Raw genomic sequence first — 14,922 nt, forward strand, 5'->3', positions numbered from 1 at the left:
CGCTGTTATATTTTTCCTACATGGCAAGCCAAGGTATTCCGCGTGAGAAACGACCACGGTCAAATCAGCGAAATTGAATATGGCAGGCGGATCGCATGGCGCATGTTTCCCTTGTCGTCAGGTACGAACATCGAAAGGGATTCGCTAAAGGATGCGTGTTCCGTGATGCTGCGCACGGTTCGCGATGGCCATCGTTCTGCGGCCTCATAGGCCACCTCGAACTCCGGGTTGGTCCCGCGAAGTGCGGCATAGGCAGAGATATCCTGCATCGAAATGTCGATCGCCTTGCCTCCCGCCGTTTCCAATGCACTCAAGACCGAGACAATTGCGAACAACGACACCTGTGCCCCAAGTATGTCGGAGGCCGAAATCCCAAGCTTGACCGGGCGAACGCCGCTTTTGGTTTGTGCCATCAGGCCGGACATGCCCTGGATCACGGTGTCATAGGCCCCGCGGCCGGGATAGGCACTGTCTGCGCCGAAACCGGACACGCTGCAGGTCAGCAGGCGCGGGTTCACGTCCCGAAGCTCGGCAGCCGATAGTCCGAGTTTCGCGAGCACGCCCGGCCGCATGTTTTCGATCAACACATGGCTGTTTCGGATCTCTCCCTTGAGCCAGGCCATGTCCGCAGGATCGCGAAGATCTCGCCGTTCGAACCGCTTTCCGGTGTTGGAGATGGTAAAATAGTGGCTGACACCATCGACAACCGGCTCCCAGGTCCTGCCTGCGTCGCCTGAGGGTGGCTCGATCTTCAGAACCTCCGCCCCAAGCGCCGCGAGGTGGCGGCAAGCGAGCGGAGCCGTCGTGAATTGACCGAGCTCGATCACGCGCAAACCGGCAAGCGGTTTTTCAGGGTCCAGCCTCAGGGGACGGAACGAGGACGGAGTGCGGTAACCTTCAGTGATGCGGAAGAGCGAAATACTCTGTGTCGCATCTGACTGGCGCCGGTGCGCTTCTACAAAAGGTCGTTGCCGGTGCCGAAAATTCGCATCCTCGAACAGCTCGTCGAGTCCGAGGATCGGACCGGCCGGTATCGAGGCCCCGTCCATCAGTTTGGCACATTCTCCGGTTGTCAGAGTGCGGGTCCACCGGGCCAAGTGTGCATCGATGGTCTCGCGCAGAGCAATGCGGTTGGTCTGAACAGCGAACCGAGGATCATTCAGTTCGGGCTGTCCGCTGAGGTCGCGAAGACGTTGCCACTGGTCGTCCTTGCTGGTGCAGATCAGAATCCAGCCGTCCGATGTCGGATAGCTGTTCCACGGGGCGGATGACGGATGCCGATTGCCAATCCGGGTTGGGGTCGCGCCTTGCAGGGCGGACGGCAGATAGGTGGTCAAGGCGTTCAGGGCGCTCAGAAACCGCGAGGTCACGATCTTGCGTCTCCCATCGCCGGGCCGGGCCGCGATCATTGCAGACAGAGTGGCGGATGCGGCGTAGAGCGCGGTCGAAACCGCGATGAACGGAACCTTGCTGCGCGTCGGAGCGGCTCCTGGAAAGCCTGTCGTCTCGGTCAGCGCGGCGGCTGCCTGCATCTGGTATTCGGTCAACGGCTGTTGCGAAGGCCCGAGCAAGTCCCGGCCGCCTGCTATGTCGCACAGGACGGCGGATCGCTGCGCATCGATCCAGGCGACCATATCCTGCGGCAGCGCGTCTGAGGAATAGGCCAGGACGCCGGCCGGCGCCGGTTTCTCGTCGGGCCTGACCCGGCGCACGGCCGCGCCCGCCTTTGACATCAAGTCGGCGTAGATGCGCAGTTCAGGCGTGTCGCCCAGAACCGAGACGGTCATCCGCTCTTCGGCGCGCGACATTCAGAATGCTGCCTTCGAGGTCAGCTCGCGACCGTGGATCAGCGACAGGATTCCCATCGTGCCGTCGGGCACCTGGAATATCCGCGCATCACGCCACATCTGTTCAATGCCAAGCTCGGTCGTGATTCCGAGTGCACCATGCAACTGCATCGCTAGGTCGATGGCGCGGTTGGCATTGGCTGTCGCGAATTTCTTTGCCATGGCAGAAGTGCCGTTGGCGCGCCGATCCCTGTCCATTGCATGCAGCGCGCTCAGGCACAGCAGCCGACCGCTCTCAATCAGGGTTTCGATTTCGGAAAGATCTTGCTGGATTAACTGCATTTGCGACAGAAGCCGGCCGAACTGTTGCCGGGTGCCGCAATGCTCGCGCGCCATGTCGAAGGCCCGCCGCGCGATCGACAGGGCGCTGAGTCCCAGCAGCGGACGGTTGCCGTTCCAGACCAGTGTCATGAACCGGCCCGCATCGCCCGGCTCGCCGATGGCGTTGCCTTCAGGCACTTCCACGCCATCAAGGCTGACCTCGCTGAGGTGTCCCTGGCGCAAACCGGTAAGCGGGATTTCGGTAACCTCGACGCCGGGCGTGTTGCGCTCAACGAGAACACGGTGGTTGCGTGGCTTGCCGCGCTCGTCCACCCCCGACGTGCAGGTCACGACGAAGACATCCGCAACCGAAGCGTTCGTTATCCACATTTTCCGGCCCGTGATGCGCAGCATCCCTCTGTCCTGTTCGAGCCGGGTGCTTATCGCGTTCGAGTTCGATCCGGCATTGGCCTCGGACGTGGCCGTGCAAGCGATTTTTCGGCCCGCGATGAGGTCAGGCACATGTGCGGCGCGCAATTCCGGGGTCGCACCCGTGCTGATCCGGGTGGTCGAGCCGTCATGCGAAATTAAGGACAGCCCGATGACGGGCGGCAGCTGCTCCATAATAAGGCCATAGTCCACCATGGTCATGCCGCTACCGCCCTGCTCGGCCGGCAGGCGCATCGCGGTGATCCCGAAATCGGACAGATAGCCATAGACTTCTTGCATCGCAGCCTTTGACAGTGGCTGGTCCTGCGGCTCTCTGGCGAGCAGCGGCGTCAGGGTCTCTTCCGTCATCCGACGAGCCGCATCCCGGATCATCCGTTGATCTTCCGTCAGGTCGAAATCCATAAATTGCCCTCCCTCCGGCACCATCTCCTAGTTGGACCAGACATATTTGGAACGCGCGCGGCATCGCAATTGAGTTAACCTGACCCCGGTTTGATATTTTTTCAGGCAACGAACTGAGGTTTCGTCGACTATGTCTCATTGGACACCGCAAGTTATCCGTACAATTTACGGGTGCGGCGGCTTAGAACAGAGCTCAGCGGTCATACGGCATTCTGGAGATATTTAATGGAGATAACGGCTTCGCACGGCGCGCTGCTCTCAGGTTTTGTAGCAGATCTAGAATATGACAATTTGCCCGAATCTGTGGTCAGGATGATTCGGGATCTTGCGGTCGACTGGTATGGCTCGGCTGTTGCTGGGCATGCCGCAAGGCCCGTCCAGGCGCTTGAAGCCGTCTGCGGCACGCTCGTGTCTGGCAAATCCGAAAGCACTGTCCTGTCGTCGGGCAACCGCGCCAGCGCCTATGCGGCAGCGATGATCAACGCAGCGTCGAGCCACGTGGTTGAACAAGACGACGTTCACAATGGTGCCGTGTTTCACCCCGCAGCAGTGGTGTTCCCCGCGGTTTTCGCGTTGGCCGAGGCCCGCAACCTGAACGGCCCTGCGATCATCGAGGCCGCAGTCTGCGGTTATGAGGTCGGCATCCGTGTCGGCGAGTTCCTGGGCCGCTCGCATTACGTTCACTTCCACACGACAGGTACGGCGGGAACGTTGGCCTGTGCCGCTGCTGTCGCGAAACTCCTGAAGCTGGACGCGCGGCAGGTGCTGCACGCATTCGGCACCGCAGGGACACAGGCGGCAGGCCTGTGGGAGTTTCTCGCCGATGCGGCGGATTCCAAGCAGGTGCACACCGCCGGAGCGACTGCGAACGGGATGTTCGCGGCTTTCCTAGCCCAACAGGGCGTGACAGGAGCGGCGCGCATCTTCGACGGACCGCATGGCATGGCCGCGGCGCTGTCGCAGGATGCCGATCCCGCGCGCCTATCTGCCGGGCTCGGGAGCCGCTGGGCCACGCTTGAGATGTCGTACAAATGGCATGCCTCGTGCCGTCATACCCATCCCGCGGCGGATGCTCTCGCCGAGGTGCTGTCGCGCGAGGCATTGCTGGCCGACGATATCGAGAAGGTTATCGCCCTGGTGCACCAAGGTGCCATCGACGTGTTGGGGGCGGTGCGGGTGCCTGAGAGCGTACATCAGGCGAAGTTCTCCATGGGAACCGTGCTGGGGCTGATTGCGGTGCATGGAAAGGCCGGAGTTCTGGAGTTCGACAGCCACGCGTTGAGCGATCCTGCGGTCGCGGCATTCCGTGACCGGGTCGAGATGCAGTTCGACCCTGAGGTCGATGTTGCCTACCCGTCGCGTTGGCTGGGGCGGGTGACGGTTCATACGCGCGACGGCCGAGTGCTGCGCGGCGCGATCGACGATCCGAAGGGCGACCCCGGCAATCCGCTTGGTTGGGATGAACTGCTCGCAAAGGCGGAATCTCTCTGTCGTTACGAGATAGCGTCAAACGCGGCCGTCGATACGCGGCTCGCCTGGCTGAAGCGACTTGAAGCGCTGCCCGAACTCTCGGGCGCTGCCACGCTATTCCGGCCGGTCGGGGGTTAGAGCGGTCGGCACGCCTCCGGGGCGCGGATCAGGTGGAGCGTTTCAGGCGGATCGATTGGGAAAAGCGGCTGCCAACATAGAACGAAACGCTGATCTCGAAAAGCTCTCCAGCATCGGACCAGTAGCTCCGGCGCTCGACCAACGCCGGAGACCCCGGGGCACAATTCAGCGCCATAGCATAAGCCGTGGGCATGGCATTGGCCGAGATATTGCGTTCGACCTCGGCGATGTTTAGCCCATATTGTTCGGACAATTTTTGGTAGATCGCATGGACAACCTGCCCGATCTCGCTTCTGATGCCGATATACGGTTCTGCGATGAAGACATCCGTCCAGGCGATCGGGAACTCGTCATGCGTGGATTGGCGCAAGCCCGCCACCCTCAGCCATCGGCTGCCGACAGCGACGCCCAGATCCTGGGCGAGCTGCTCGTGGATGACAATGACGTTTTCCTGTTTAACGTGAAGCTGTGCGCGATGCGCGTAATTGGTCAGGTTGTCTATAGAATCAATGCGATAGACGTAGTCGTCCGGGGGAGTGAGCGCGGTGACGACGCTTCCCGATCCGGCATGTCGCGACAGCATGCCCGCTTCTTGCAGGCCCCGCAGTGCCTCGCGCACGGTATGCCGACCAACCCGATAGCGCTCGCAAAGCTCATATTCCGTCGGAAACTTGCTACCCACGGGATAACGCCCTTCGGCCAGCTCATTCAACAGGGTCTCGCGGAGCTGCTGATAGCGGGGGATGCGTGAGCGTTGGGTCTGTTCCATAAAGGGAATCTAATTGTCCGAACATGCGCATGCAAGAGGATAAAAAGAAATTGACACCCGCCGCCGTGACCTATAATTGTCCGGACAGCTTGTAAAATGTTCGGACAAAATCGACGCGACATGGTCGATCATGACGGCAGCACGAGCTCTTTGACGCGGATCGCGCCTGCGGCCGCGATGGAGGTAGCAAAGAACTGCGGGCAACAGGGAGGACCCTCATGAAGTCACATCGCACAACCCGCCGCGAGTTTGTCGCGCTGAGCGCAGGCGCGGCTGGCGTTCTGGCCATGCCGTCTCTGGCCCGCGCCCAGACCGAGCAGCACATAAAGATCGCCTACAATCTACCCGCGCATCATGCCAGCGGCACCTATTTTGAGGTGCTTGCCGAGCAGATCGCCAAGCGCACGGCCGAGACCTCGATCAAGCTGGAACCGCAGACCTTTCCGGACGGCCAGCTTTATAACGACGCCCAGCTGCCCGACGCGATTTCGACCGGCGCGGCGCATATCGGCCAGGTGAATATCGGCTTCATCGCCGGTGCCGATGCCGAGATTCTGCGGATCTGGGCGATGCCGTTCCTTTACGAGACTTGGGAAGCCGAATGGGCTGCCGAGGACAGCGAGGTGATCACCGGCACCTTCGCCCGTCAGCTCGCGAAATACGACCATGCCATGCTTAGTTGGTTGTCGTATGGCACGGTCGAAATTTACACCGACGCGCCGGTGCGTTTGCCTGAGGATCTCAAGGGGCTCAAGCTGCGAGCTTTCGGGCTCGATGCGACGCAGCTGCTGTCGACGCTAGGCGCATCACCTGTCACTATGAGTTCGCAGGAAATCTATCAAGCCCTGCAGCGCGGGACGATCGATGGCTGCATGACAGGGCCGTCGTCGGTGCTCGGTCGCAAGCTGTATGAGGTGACGAAATACGGCACGAACGCCGCGATGATCCGCCTGCCCTGGGTCTGCTCGGCATCGGCCATGTGGTGGGACACGCTGCCGAAAGACGTGCGTGCGGCCGTCTCGGCTGCGGCGATGGTCGCCAAGGAAGCCTCGCGGGAGCAATGCCGCGCCGACAATGAACAAGTCGCCGAGGAACTGCGCGCGAAGGGCATGGAGATCACGGATCCCTCTCCTGAAGAACGTCAGGCTTGGGCCGCCGCGTCCAAGCCGGTGCTCAATGATTACCTTGCCAAGAACGGTGCGGAGGGCGAAGCGATTCTCTCGGCGGTCGCCGAGGCGAACGCAGCCCATCCGGTTGGCTGATCCAAGCCCCGCCTTCGATCCTGGCGAAGTTGCGCGCGGGGGCGGGCCAGATCGGCCCGCCCAAACTTTCCCGATACCAAAGGCTTAACATGAGACCGATCCTATCGACTGTATCTGCGATACAAGTCGCCGTGCTCTATGCGGCGGCGGCGGCCCTGGCAGCACTTCCGGCGATCACCTTTTACGACGTTCTGGTGAGATACGTGTTTCACACGCCAACGATCTGGGCGACGGAAATATCGATCTACCTGCTTCAGTTCCTTGTTTTTATGACTCCGGGAGCGCTGTTGCTTGACGGGAATCACCTGCGGGTGACGTTCTGGATCGAAAGCCGTATCGGCCTGACTCGCCGGGTGACGGAGTGCATCGCGGCCCTTACCATACTGCCCTACGCTGGGGTGTTAACCTGGTTTGGCGCAGCATATACGATCCGCGCTTTCGAACGCGGAATGCTCTCGCCCACGCTCCTACAGGTGCCGCTGTGGATGGTCTACGTAATTGTTCCGGCCGGGGGTGCCCTGCTGGTGCTTGCAGTGGCGCAGCGCTGCTATGGCATCATTTGCTCCGAACATGGCAGCGAGGCAACTAGATGATTTCGGGTTCGATCATTCTTGTGCTAATCGGGGTTCTTCTGGTGTGCCTAATAGCAGGGGTCCCTATCGCCTTCTCCCTGGGGCTCGCCGGCGCGACGACTATCGTGGTTGCTGCCGGAATACCTTTTCTCATTCAGGTGCCGCTGACATTGCAGCGTGCCCTAGCTGACCCGGTTATCCTGGCCATTCCGATGTACATCCTGATGGGCGAGATTCTCTATCAAGGCCGTGTCGGACAGCAGCTATTTAACGTTGCGAATGCCTGGGTGGGGCGCCTGCGCGGTGGCACCGGGGTATCGGCCGTGACGGCCTTCACTTTTTTCGCGGCGATCGTCGGTTCATCCATGGCCTCAGTGCTGACAATCGGTCGTGTGGCTTTGCCGGAAATGGAGAAGGTCGGCTACCCGAAACGGCTGCAATACGGCCTGACTGTCGTTGGAGGATCGCTGGGGATTCTCATTCCTCCCTCGATTCCCCTCATCCTTTATGCATCTCTTGCCGAGGCGTCGCCCTCTGAGCTGTTCCTCGCGGGGATTGTTCCTGGGCTGATCATCGCCGGGCTGCTCTCGATTTGGGTCATCTTGGTTGCGCCGAAAGAAGGCTCGGCGAAAGTCGACCGGTGGTCGGCGCGGGATGCCCTTAGCATCACTTTCGGCGCGCTCCCCGACCTAGCTCTTCCGGCGATTGTACTTGGCGGTATCTATGCCGGGATATACACCCCAACCGAAGCTGCTGGGATCGGTGTCGTCTTGGCTCTTTTTCTGACGGTGGTTCTGCGTCGCAGCCTCAGTTTAGAAGAACTGCCTGATGTTCTGATCAGCGCGACGCGCCACTCGGCGGGTTTGCTAGCCATAGTCGTCGGGGCACTGGTGCTGGGTTCGGCGCTGACCCTGATCGGGCTGCCGCAGTACCTTTCGAATTGGATCATGGACTCCGGGGTTCCAGTCTGGGCCGTTCTGTTGATCATGAACGTCATATGGCTCGTGCTGGGCTGCTTCCTCGAGGTGATTTCGATCATCCTGATAACCGTGCCAGTCTTCGTGCCAATCGCTCTCGCTTACGGGCTCGACCCCGTCTGGTTCGGGATCATGATGGTCATCAATATGGAGATGGCGGTGATTACCCCCCCGCTTGGTATGAATCTATTCGCGCTCAAATCGATCCTGCCGGACGAAAGGATCGAGGTCATTGTCCGCGCGGCGATTCCATCTCTAATCGTGGTGCTGATGGTTCTGGCGCTGGTCTGGCTGGTCCCCGACATCGTGTTGTTCCTGCCGGGCCGCTGAATACGGGCCCACGAAAAAGAGGTAACAAAAAGGCTGGCCGCGCCACATGCGGCCAGCGCTTTCATGAACAAGGCACATCATGGCAAGTCACATCCCCTTTGAAAATCCGCTGCTCCAGTTCCTCGGCGTCCAGCTCATCCGCTGGGAGCGAGGCGAGGCGGAGTTCCATCTTGCGATTACGGATTACCATTTGAACCGCCAGGGCAACCTTCAGGGAGGGGTCATCGCGACCTTGCTGGACGTTGCCTGCGGGTATAGCGGGTTGGATCCATCCCACAGCGTTGCAATTGAAAACTCGGCAAGCGTGACCCTCAACGTTAGCTTCGTGAACAAGGTCAGCACAGGCCGTCTAATTGCACGAGGAAATCTTACACGAACGGGTAAGAGACTGTATTTCGCGACAGGCGAGGTAACCTGCGAAGATGGCCAACTCATCGCCACAGCACAGGGCGCTTTTAGGATCTTTCGGAGCCAGATCATCTCGCATGGTGCGGACTGATGGAAAAAAGGTTGGCAATGGAGAACCTTCCGCCACTTAACCCACTTCGTGCCTTTGAGGCTGCCGCCCGACACAAATCCATGCGGAAGGCAGCTGAAGAATTATTTGTGACGCCAGGGGCTATAAGTCGGCAAGTAAAGGCGCTCGAAACCTTTCTCGGGCATATCCTTTTCCACCGCCTACCGAGTGAGATTTCTCTCACAGCTGAAGGAGACCAATATTTCGAATCTATCACTCTACACCTAAACGAGATTGCCCATGCAACGAAGATGTTGGTTGGAGGTAAACTGCAAGAAATCGTTCATCTACGGGTCTATACCACTTTTGCCGGGCAATGGCTGATTCCCCGTCTGTCATCTTTCGCGGAGGCTTATCCGGAGATCGAGATTCGCATGTCAACCTCTGTCGAGGCAGTGGATTTCGAGCGCGAAAGCGTGGATGCCGCGATCAGGCTTGGGGATGGCAGATTTCCGGGGCTCGAAACCATCCGGTTGGTCGAGAACAATCTTGCTCCGCTTTGCACGCCGAAATATGCTGACCAGGTGGCGTTGTGCTCTGCACGGGATCTAATTCGAACACGGCGACTGCATTCGATGGCACGGCCCGAGGACTGGCGAAGCTGGATAGAGACTGCGGGCATGGCCGGGCAGATCGACTGGTACGCTGGGCCAAAATACGCAAGCTCGATGCTAGTGGCGCAGGCTGTACTGGATCACCAGGGCATCATGTTGGCACAGAAAAGTCTCTTTGAGCGCGAACTCGCCGCCGGGCTTATGGTGCAACCTTTCGGACCGACCGTGGACCGCGAGGATTTTACATACTATCTTGTATATCCACGCAATCGACTTCGGAACGTCGCTTTGCGCCGGTTCCAGTGCTGGCTAGAGGCAGAATGCCACTCGGCACGCAGCCCGAAGGCCTCCATTGCAGCGGTAGACCGTGTGCACGCACTACCCTAGCTGTTCAGCGCTTGCAACTGGTGAGCCGAATTTTGGGTATCCAAATTTTGGAAACGTTTTCGCAAAGCGTTAACTGCCACTTGACTTTCATTCAGCTGCGACAAGAGCCCGGTGGTTATTTACACCTGTTGGCGCGGTTTGAGCCATCGCCCGGCGCGGGGAACTTTTGTCGCGTGCAGCGGGTCGGGTGATTGCGGTGGTTAGGTGCAGGGCGAAGCCTGCCGGGGTCTGATAGCCGAGGGCCGAAGGGGGCCTTGCGGTGTTGTAGTCTGTGACCCTGGCTCGGATTTGATTGCGACGAATGACATCGTTGGATGGGTCGCGGCTTCGGCAATGGCCTCCGCATCACGGTCGTCGTTTTTGTGAACCTTCATATAAGGCCGGACATACAGAGGCGACATCAACCGAGGTTCATGCCCCTTCTGAAGGCAGAAGCGCCCGATGCGATGCGCCCCGCCGCAGGCTTCCACCGCAACGATGCAGCGCAGGAGCGTGTCAAGAATGTCCAGCAGCCGATGCCGCTAGAGGCGTTGGCGAAACACGAGCGCTCCCGCTTCATCCAGCCCGGCAAGACTGCAAACAGTCTTGCCCAAATCAATGCCCAGAACCTTGATGTCCATCAGATGCTCCTCTCTCCACCTATGCCCGCCACGGTAGCAGCGGGTTGGTGGGAAGGCAGTTCATCCCATTAGGTCAAATCAACACGCTACCGCATTACAAAGGGGTTAGCAGGCGTCTCTCCCCACGAAAGCCAGACGGTTTTTGTTTCAAGATACTGGTTGATACCTTCAGTCCCACTTTCGCGACCTATCCCCGAATTCTTGATCCCGCCGAACGGCGCCAGGAAGCTGACTGCACGATAAGTGTTGACCCAGACCGTGCCTGCCTGAAGCCGCTTTGGTGCTTCAAACGCGCGCTCGAAGCTGTTGGTCCAGATGCCGGCGGCTAGCCCATAATCAGTATCGTTTGCAATACGATACGCGTCTTCGTCGTCGCGGAATGGTATGATAGAGACAACCGGGCCAAAAACTTCTTCCTGAGCGATACGCATGGAGTTGTCAACATTTCCAAAAACCGTAGGTTCAATGAACCAACCATTGCCGCATTCGGGTCGTTGAGCAGCTACCCCGCCAAGTAGACACTGCGCACCCTCATTTTTGGCAATGTCGATGTAGGACAAAATTCTTTCATATTGAGGGCGTGTGGTGACGGGACCAACCTGCGTCGTGGGCAGCATCGGATCACCCATGCGCGCGCTTCTGGCCAATTCGATGAAGCTTTCAGTGAACTCTTTCAGTATGCTCTCATGGACAAGAAGACGCGATCCCGCGATACAGGTCTGGCCAGTTGCAGCGAAGATCCCCGAGACTGCCCCCGAAACTGCGGATGACAAATCCGCGTCGGCAAAAACGATCTGGGCAGATTTGCCACCCAACTCCAGTGTCAACCGCTTAAAGGTTTGTGCCGAGGCCTCTACGATTCGGCTCCCGGTTGACTCGCCACCAGTGAAGGCCACTTTGTTGATTTTGGGGTGGCGAATCAAAGGATCACCTACATCGGCGCCAAAGCCAGTCACGACATTGACTACACCAGGCGGGAAGCCCGCCTCCTCGACTAGGGCCGCGAATTCCAGCATAGACGCCGAAGTGTATTCGGACGGCTTAACGACTAGAGTGCAGCCCGCCGCCAGCGCCGGGGCAAGCTTCCATGCCGTAAGCATCAAGGGAGAATTCCAGGGAGTGATCGCAGCCACTACTCCCACCGGTTCGCGACGCGTATAGGTGAACATTTTCGGCTTGTCGATCGGTGGGACAGAACCATTGATCTTGTCAGCCAAACCTGCGTAGAAATAAAGCCACTGTGGTAGGTAGCGAAGCTGGGCAGACATCTCAGCAAAAAGCTTCCCGTTGTCGCGAACCTCGATTGCGGCGAGTTTGTCGGCGTCACGATTGATGAGATCACCCAAGCGGCGCAAAAGATGGCCGCGCTGTGTAGCTGTCAAGTTGGGCCATGCTCCAGTGCGCAGCGCTTTGTGGGCTGCCTCCACCGCCACATTCACATCTTCAGGGCCGCACTTCGGGATGCGAGCCCAAACCTCGCCCGTGAAGGGGTTTCTGGTTTCGAAATGTTCACCCGAAGCGCTATCGTGCCATTCGTTTTCAATAAAGATTTTGTAGGTGGTAGTGTCTGCGGGCATGCTCTTTTTCCTTAATCATTGGCAGTCGCTGCGATTGAACACGCGAACAGCCGGTTCGTATCGTCGGGTATTGGAAGATGTTTCATCCGTCGCAGTCAGACCAGTCTTTGCCACACGGCGCCCAAAGGAACGAAAGAGTATAGAAGAAATTCGGCCTCACCGAAGAGGTCGTCGCAATTTGGGGGCCGAAGAGGGCCAAACCTTTAACACATACTGATAACGCGAGACCACAAACTTAGGATTGTTCAAAGCCAAGCTAACGATTTCGTTCGCTTACACTGGGCCCTGAAAGGCCACTAGCCCAAGCACCGAACTATTTCATTGCCACCTCCCAAACAGGCCTAGAAGCATTTTGAAGGCCGATTTAGTGGAAGACTTTACTGCCAAAGGGGTTGAATGTGCACGTCACAAATTATCAATGCAACAGTTACGAAAACTCAACGAATAGGCTCCATGAGCTACTTGGCCTGCTGCCGGTTCCGTGGACACAGAGTTAGGTTTGCACAGCGCTTTCCTCAAATGCCATAGGGCTGAGATAGCCCAATTTCGGTAAGCGGTGTCTGCGCCTCACACTTGTTCAGCTTGATGTGGTGAAGTTCCAGGGAAGCAGCTGGTCGGTCCTGCTGGCCGGGTGACCGGCCGAGATCGCCTCGAGGGTAGCTTTCAGATAGGCGAAGGGCTCGACGGCGTTGATCTTTGCCGTCGCGATCAGTGAGGCGATGCGGGCCCAGGTTCGGCCGCCTTCATCATGTCCGGCGAAGAGCGCATTCTTTCGCGTCAGGGCAATCGGACGGATCAAGTTCTCGATGGAATTGGAGTCGATCTCGACGCGGCCATCGTGAAGGAAGGTTTGCAGACCGCCCCACTGGCGATGGATATAGGTCAGCTTCTCACCCAGCCGTGACTTGGCCGAGACACGCAGGCGCTGTGCCTGCAGCCAGTCGCCGAACTCGGCGACGATAGGTGCGCTGCGGGCTTGGCGGGCGGAGAGACGCTGACCGGGGCCCATGCCACGGCTCTCGGCCTCGATGCGGTAGAGTTCGGCGATCCGGCGCAAGCCCTCGGCGGCGATCTCCGAGCCGTCGCGGTCGAAGACTTCCTTCAGCTTCCGACGCGCATGGGCCCAACAATGGGCAACCGTAATCGGCGCGCCGCCCTTGCGGGAGGGGCGCGTCAGCCGGTCATAACCGGTGTAGCCGTCGAGCTGCAGGATACCATCGAAGCCCTGCAGGATCTGTTCGGCATGGGCACCGGCACGGCCGGGTTGGTAGGTGAAGACGACCCCGGGCGGGTCATCGCCACCCCATCCTCGATCATCTCGAGCCAGGGCCCAGAGGTAGCCGGTCTTGGTCCGGCCCCGGCCGGGGTCGAGAACAGGCGCCGTCGCTTCGTCCATGAAGAGTTTGGCCGATCTCTTCAGGTGCTCGGAAAGCCGATCAACGACAGGGCCGAGGTGGAACGCGGCTGTCCCGGCCCAATCCGCGAGGGTGCTGCGGTCGATCTGGATGCCGGAGCGCGCGAGGTGAGGTGCTCCCCATTCCCTGGACAGGATCTGGCGCTTTTTGAAGACAGACTGCAGCTATGCCTCCTGTTGTAACCTCGCAACAACTCTCATCGCCTCACGATGATTGTCCACGGATCCTAGGTTGCATGAAAAAAACTGTGAGCATGGCTGATGAATTGTCGCTTGGCACGCGCGTGACGCCGAATCTACAAAAGTGCCTCAACAGAAGGGAAGATTTGATGTTCTTTATGGTCGAAATCGACATTTCCATTCCAAACACCATCGGAAATGATGAACTGAAGCAGCTTCAGACGGCAGAGGCCGCACTGGCAAAGAGTTATCAGACCAGCGGCCAGTGGATTGGCATATATCGCGTGGTAGGGCGCTACGCTAACGTCAGCCTGTTCGATGTCGACAGCACTGATGAACTACACGCGATCCTGACATCCTTGCCGTTGTTTCCGTATATGTCTGTCAAAGTCACACCACTTTGCAAACATCCGGCATCCATTTCTTAAAATATTCGTACAATCGTGTACCCTCCACAGGGGCTCTGATGCACAAGTCTCGTTGGTGATTCATCTTGTCCTCGTTCTGGCGACCAGCAGACGTCACATCGTAGCTTATGTCACTGTCCGATTTTTGGGGTATGTATGAACTGCCTTCCCCTGCAAGTGATTTCTCGATGCGCCGCTGAAGCGCCGCGCAGACGTGGTTGGCATCTTTCTCGACGAGCCGTCCATCATGCGCCTGATCGGCGCCGTGCTGTGCGAGCAGAACGACGTGTATGGACCACCTCTTCTTTGCAAGGGATTTATTCGACCATGGCGATACCCGTGCTTGCAGTCGTGTATCCGGCCTGCCTGTGCGGCGTCATCGTCATCGTCACTGGCCTTGATGGTTTCCGCGGTTCGGCGGCCAGACAAATGGACGAGCTCACGTCGGCTCATGTCATTTCATGGGCCTTTGCCAAACCCCGGTTGCTCGGGTCTGCCATCATCGCTTGCTTCCCTTGCAAGCCAGCGCCGCGTCCTGAGCGGCGCCGATCTCTGTCAGGCGGCGGCTTCTAACACGGCGGGCTTCCGGTACGTCTCCTCACGCCGGATCATGGCCCAAAAAAGTGCGCGAGCCGTCTTGTGTGCAACGGCCACTGCAGCAACCTTGACCGGGCGTCGGCCTATCAATGTCTGAAGCCAGGTGTCACTGTACCCTCATTAATCAGAATTGCCTTTAAAATTATCGTTTGTTTTCAGCGGCACGATGTACCCTTAATTTTCATATTGTA

At 58.8% G+C, this 14,922-nt stretch carries 11 protein-coding genes and 3 pseudogenes; 8 read left to right on the forward strand and 6 right to left on the reverse strand.

Features of this window, described 5'->3' with window-relative positions:
• Nucleotides 1–59: 59 nt before the first annotated feature.
• Together PVW51_RS22135 and PVW51_RS22140 are read right to left on the reverse strand one after the other, a co-directional pair.
• Nucleotides 60–1,808, reverse strand: coding sequence for a CoA transferase (locus PVW51_RS22135; RefSeq protein ID WP_274577614.1), 1,749 nt, complete (start codon nt 1,806–1,808; stop codon nt 60–62).
• A complete protein-coding gene (locus tag PVW51_RS22140) occupies nt 1,809–2,960 on the reverse strand; it encodes an acyl-CoA dehydrogenase family protein (protein WP_274577616.1) in 1,152 nt (383 codons plus the stop codon).
• A gap of 225 nt (nt 2,961–3,185) precedes the next feature.
• On the opposite strand from PVW51_RS22140, the gene PVW51_RS22145 reads away from it, so the two are divergent.
• Nucleotides 3,186–4,568 carry an MmgE/PrpD family protein gene (locus tag PVW51_RS22145; protein WP_274577618.1) on the forward strand — a complete coding sequence of 461 codons (1,383 nt, stop codon included), beginning with the start codon at nt 3,186–3,188 and terminating at the stop codon, nt 4,566–4,568.
• 28 nt (nt 4,569–4,596) lie between these two features.
• Here the strand turns inward: PVW51_RS22145 and PVW51_RS22150 are convergent, their stop codons facing one another.
• Nucleotides 4,597–5,337, reverse strand: a complete 741-nt coding sequence (locus tag PVW51_RS22150; RefSeq protein ID WP_274577621.1) for a GntR family transcriptional regulator — start codon at nt 5,335–5,337, stop codon at nt 4,597–4,599.
• A 218-nt stretch (nt 5,338–5,555) separates the two neighbouring features.
• On the opposite strand from PVW51_RS22150, the gene PVW51_RS22155 reads away from it, so the two are divergent.
• The 5 genes from PVW51_RS22155 (at nt 5,556) to PVW51_RS22175 (ending at nt 9,936) form a co-directional block, all read left to right on the forward strand.
• Entirely contained in the window at nt 5,556–6,599 is a 1,044-nt protein-coding gene (locus tag PVW51_RS22155) for a TRAP transporter substrate-binding protein (protein ID WP_274577623.1), read from the forward strand.
• An 89-nt stretch (nt 6,600–6,688) separates the two neighbouring features.
• On the forward strand, nt 6,689–7,192 hold the full coding sequence (locus PVW51_RS22160) for a TRAP transporter small permease (RefSeq protein ID WP_274577627.1): 504 nt from the start codon (nt 6,689–6,691) through the stop codon (nt 7,190–7,192).
• Nucleotides 7,189–8,478 (forward strand): TRAP transporter large permease, encoded by a 1,290-nt coding sequence (locus PVW51_RS22165; RefSeq protein WP_274577630.1) that lies wholly within the window; start codon nt 7,189–7,191, stop codon nt 8,476–8,478. The genes PVW51_RS22160 and PVW51_RS22165 overlap by 4 nt, the downstream gene beginning before the upstream one ends.
• Before the next feature lie 79 nt (nt 8,479–8,557).
• Nucleotides 8,558–8,977 (forward strand): PaaI family thioesterase, encoded by a 420-nt coding sequence (locus PVW51_RS22170; protein WP_274577632.1) that lies wholly within the window; start codon nt 8,558–8,560, stop codon nt 8,975–8,977.
• Nucleotides 8,977–9,936: a LysR substrate-binding domain-containing protein gene (locus tag PVW51_RS22175; RefSeq protein WP_274577635.1), complete on the forward strand. Its 960-nt coding sequence runs from the start codon at nt 8,977–8,979 to the stop codon at nt 9,934–9,936. Before PVW51_RS22170 ends, PVW51_RS22175 begins: the two co-directional genes overlap by 1 nt.
• Nucleotides 9,937–10,217: 281 nt before the next feature.
• On the opposite strand, the pseudogene PVW51_RS22185 reads toward PVW51_RS22175, so the two are convergent.
• The 3 genes and pseudogenes from PVW51_RS22185 to tnpC form a co-directional block, all read right to left on the reverse strand.
• Nucleotides 10,218–10,556, reverse strand: a pseudogene (locus PVW51_RS22185) (IS110 family transposase); the annotation flags it as partial.
• An 86-nt stretch (nt 10,557–10,642) separates the two neighbouring features.
• Entirely contained in the window at nt 10,643–12,133 is a 1,491-nt protein-coding gene (locus PVW51_RS22190) for an aldehyde dehydrogenase (RefSeq protein ID WP_274577638.1), read from the reverse strand.
• 577 nt (nt 12,134–12,710) lie between these two features.
• A pseudogene (gene tnpC / locus PVW51_RS22195) lies at nt 12,711–13,655 on the reverse strand (IS66 family transposase); the annotation flags it as partial.
• A 128-nt stretch (nt 13,656–13,783) separates the two neighbouring features.
• On the opposite strand from tnpC, the gene PVW51_RS22200 reads away from it, so the two are divergent.
• On the forward strand, nt 13,784–14,155 hold the full coding sequence (locus PVW51_RS22200) for a muconolactone Delta-isomerase (protein ID WP_274577641.1): 372 nt from the start codon (nt 13,784–13,786) through the stop codon (nt 14,153–14,155).
• Nucleotides 14,156–14,318: 163 nt separating this feature from the next.
• A pseudogene (locus PVW51_RS22205) lies at nt 14,319–14,420 on the forward strand (transposase); the annotation flags it as partial.
• Nucleotides 14,421–14,922: the final 502 nt, after the last annotated feature.

The sequence above is a fragment of the Sulfitobacter sp. PR48 genome (assembly GCF_028807335.1).
Lineage (GTDB): Bacteria > Pseudomonadota > Alphaproteobacteria > Rhodobacterales > Rhodobacteraceae > Sulfitobacter.

Bases quoted from the DNA above. Each gene is read 5' to 3' on its own strand.
- PVW51_RS22145 (WP_274577618.1), top strand. From the start codon at position 3,186: ATGGAGATAACGGCTTCGCACGGCGCGCTGCTCTCAGGTTTTGTAGCA.
- PVW51_RS22190 (WP_274577638.1), bottom strand. From the start codon at position 12,133: ATGCCCGCAGACACTACCACCTACAAAATCTTTATTGAAAACGAATGG.
- PVW51_RS22170 (WP_274577632.1), top strand. From the start codon at position 8,558: ATGGCAAGTCACATCCCCTTTGAAAATCCGCTGCTCCAGTTCCTCGGC.
- PVW51_RS22150 (WP_274577621.1), bottom strand. From the start codon at position 5,337: ATGGAACAGACCCAACGCTCACGCATCCCCCGCTATCAGCAGCTCCGC.
- PVW51_RS22160 (WP_274577627.1), top strand. From the start codon at position 6,689: ATGAGACCGATCCTATCGACTGTATCTGCGATACAAGTCGCCGTGCTC.
- PVW51_RS22200 (WP_274577641.1), top strand. From the start codon at position 13,784: ATGAAAAAAACTGTGAGCATGGCTGATGAATTGTCGCTTGGCACGCGC.
- PVW51_RS22165 (WP_274577630.1), top strand. From the start codon at position 7,189: ATGATTTCGGGTTCGATCATTCTTGTGCTAATCGGGGTTCTTCTGGTG.
- PVW51_RS22155 (WP_274577623.1), top strand. From the start codon at position 5,556: ATGAAGTCACATCGCACAACCCGCCGCGAGTTTGTCGCGCTGAGCGCA.
- PVW51_RS22175 (WP_274577635.1), top strand. From the start codon at position 8,977: ATGGAAAAAAGGTTGGCAATGGAGAACCTTCCGCCACTTAACCCACTT.
- PVW51_RS22140 (WP_274577616.1), bottom strand. From the start codon at position 2,960: ATGGATTTCGACCTGACGGAAGATCAACGGATGATCCGGGATGCGGCT.
- PVW51_RS22135 (WP_274577614.1), bottom strand. From the start codon at position 1,808: ATGTCGCGCGCCGAAGAGCGGATGACCGTCTCGGTTCTGGGCGACACG.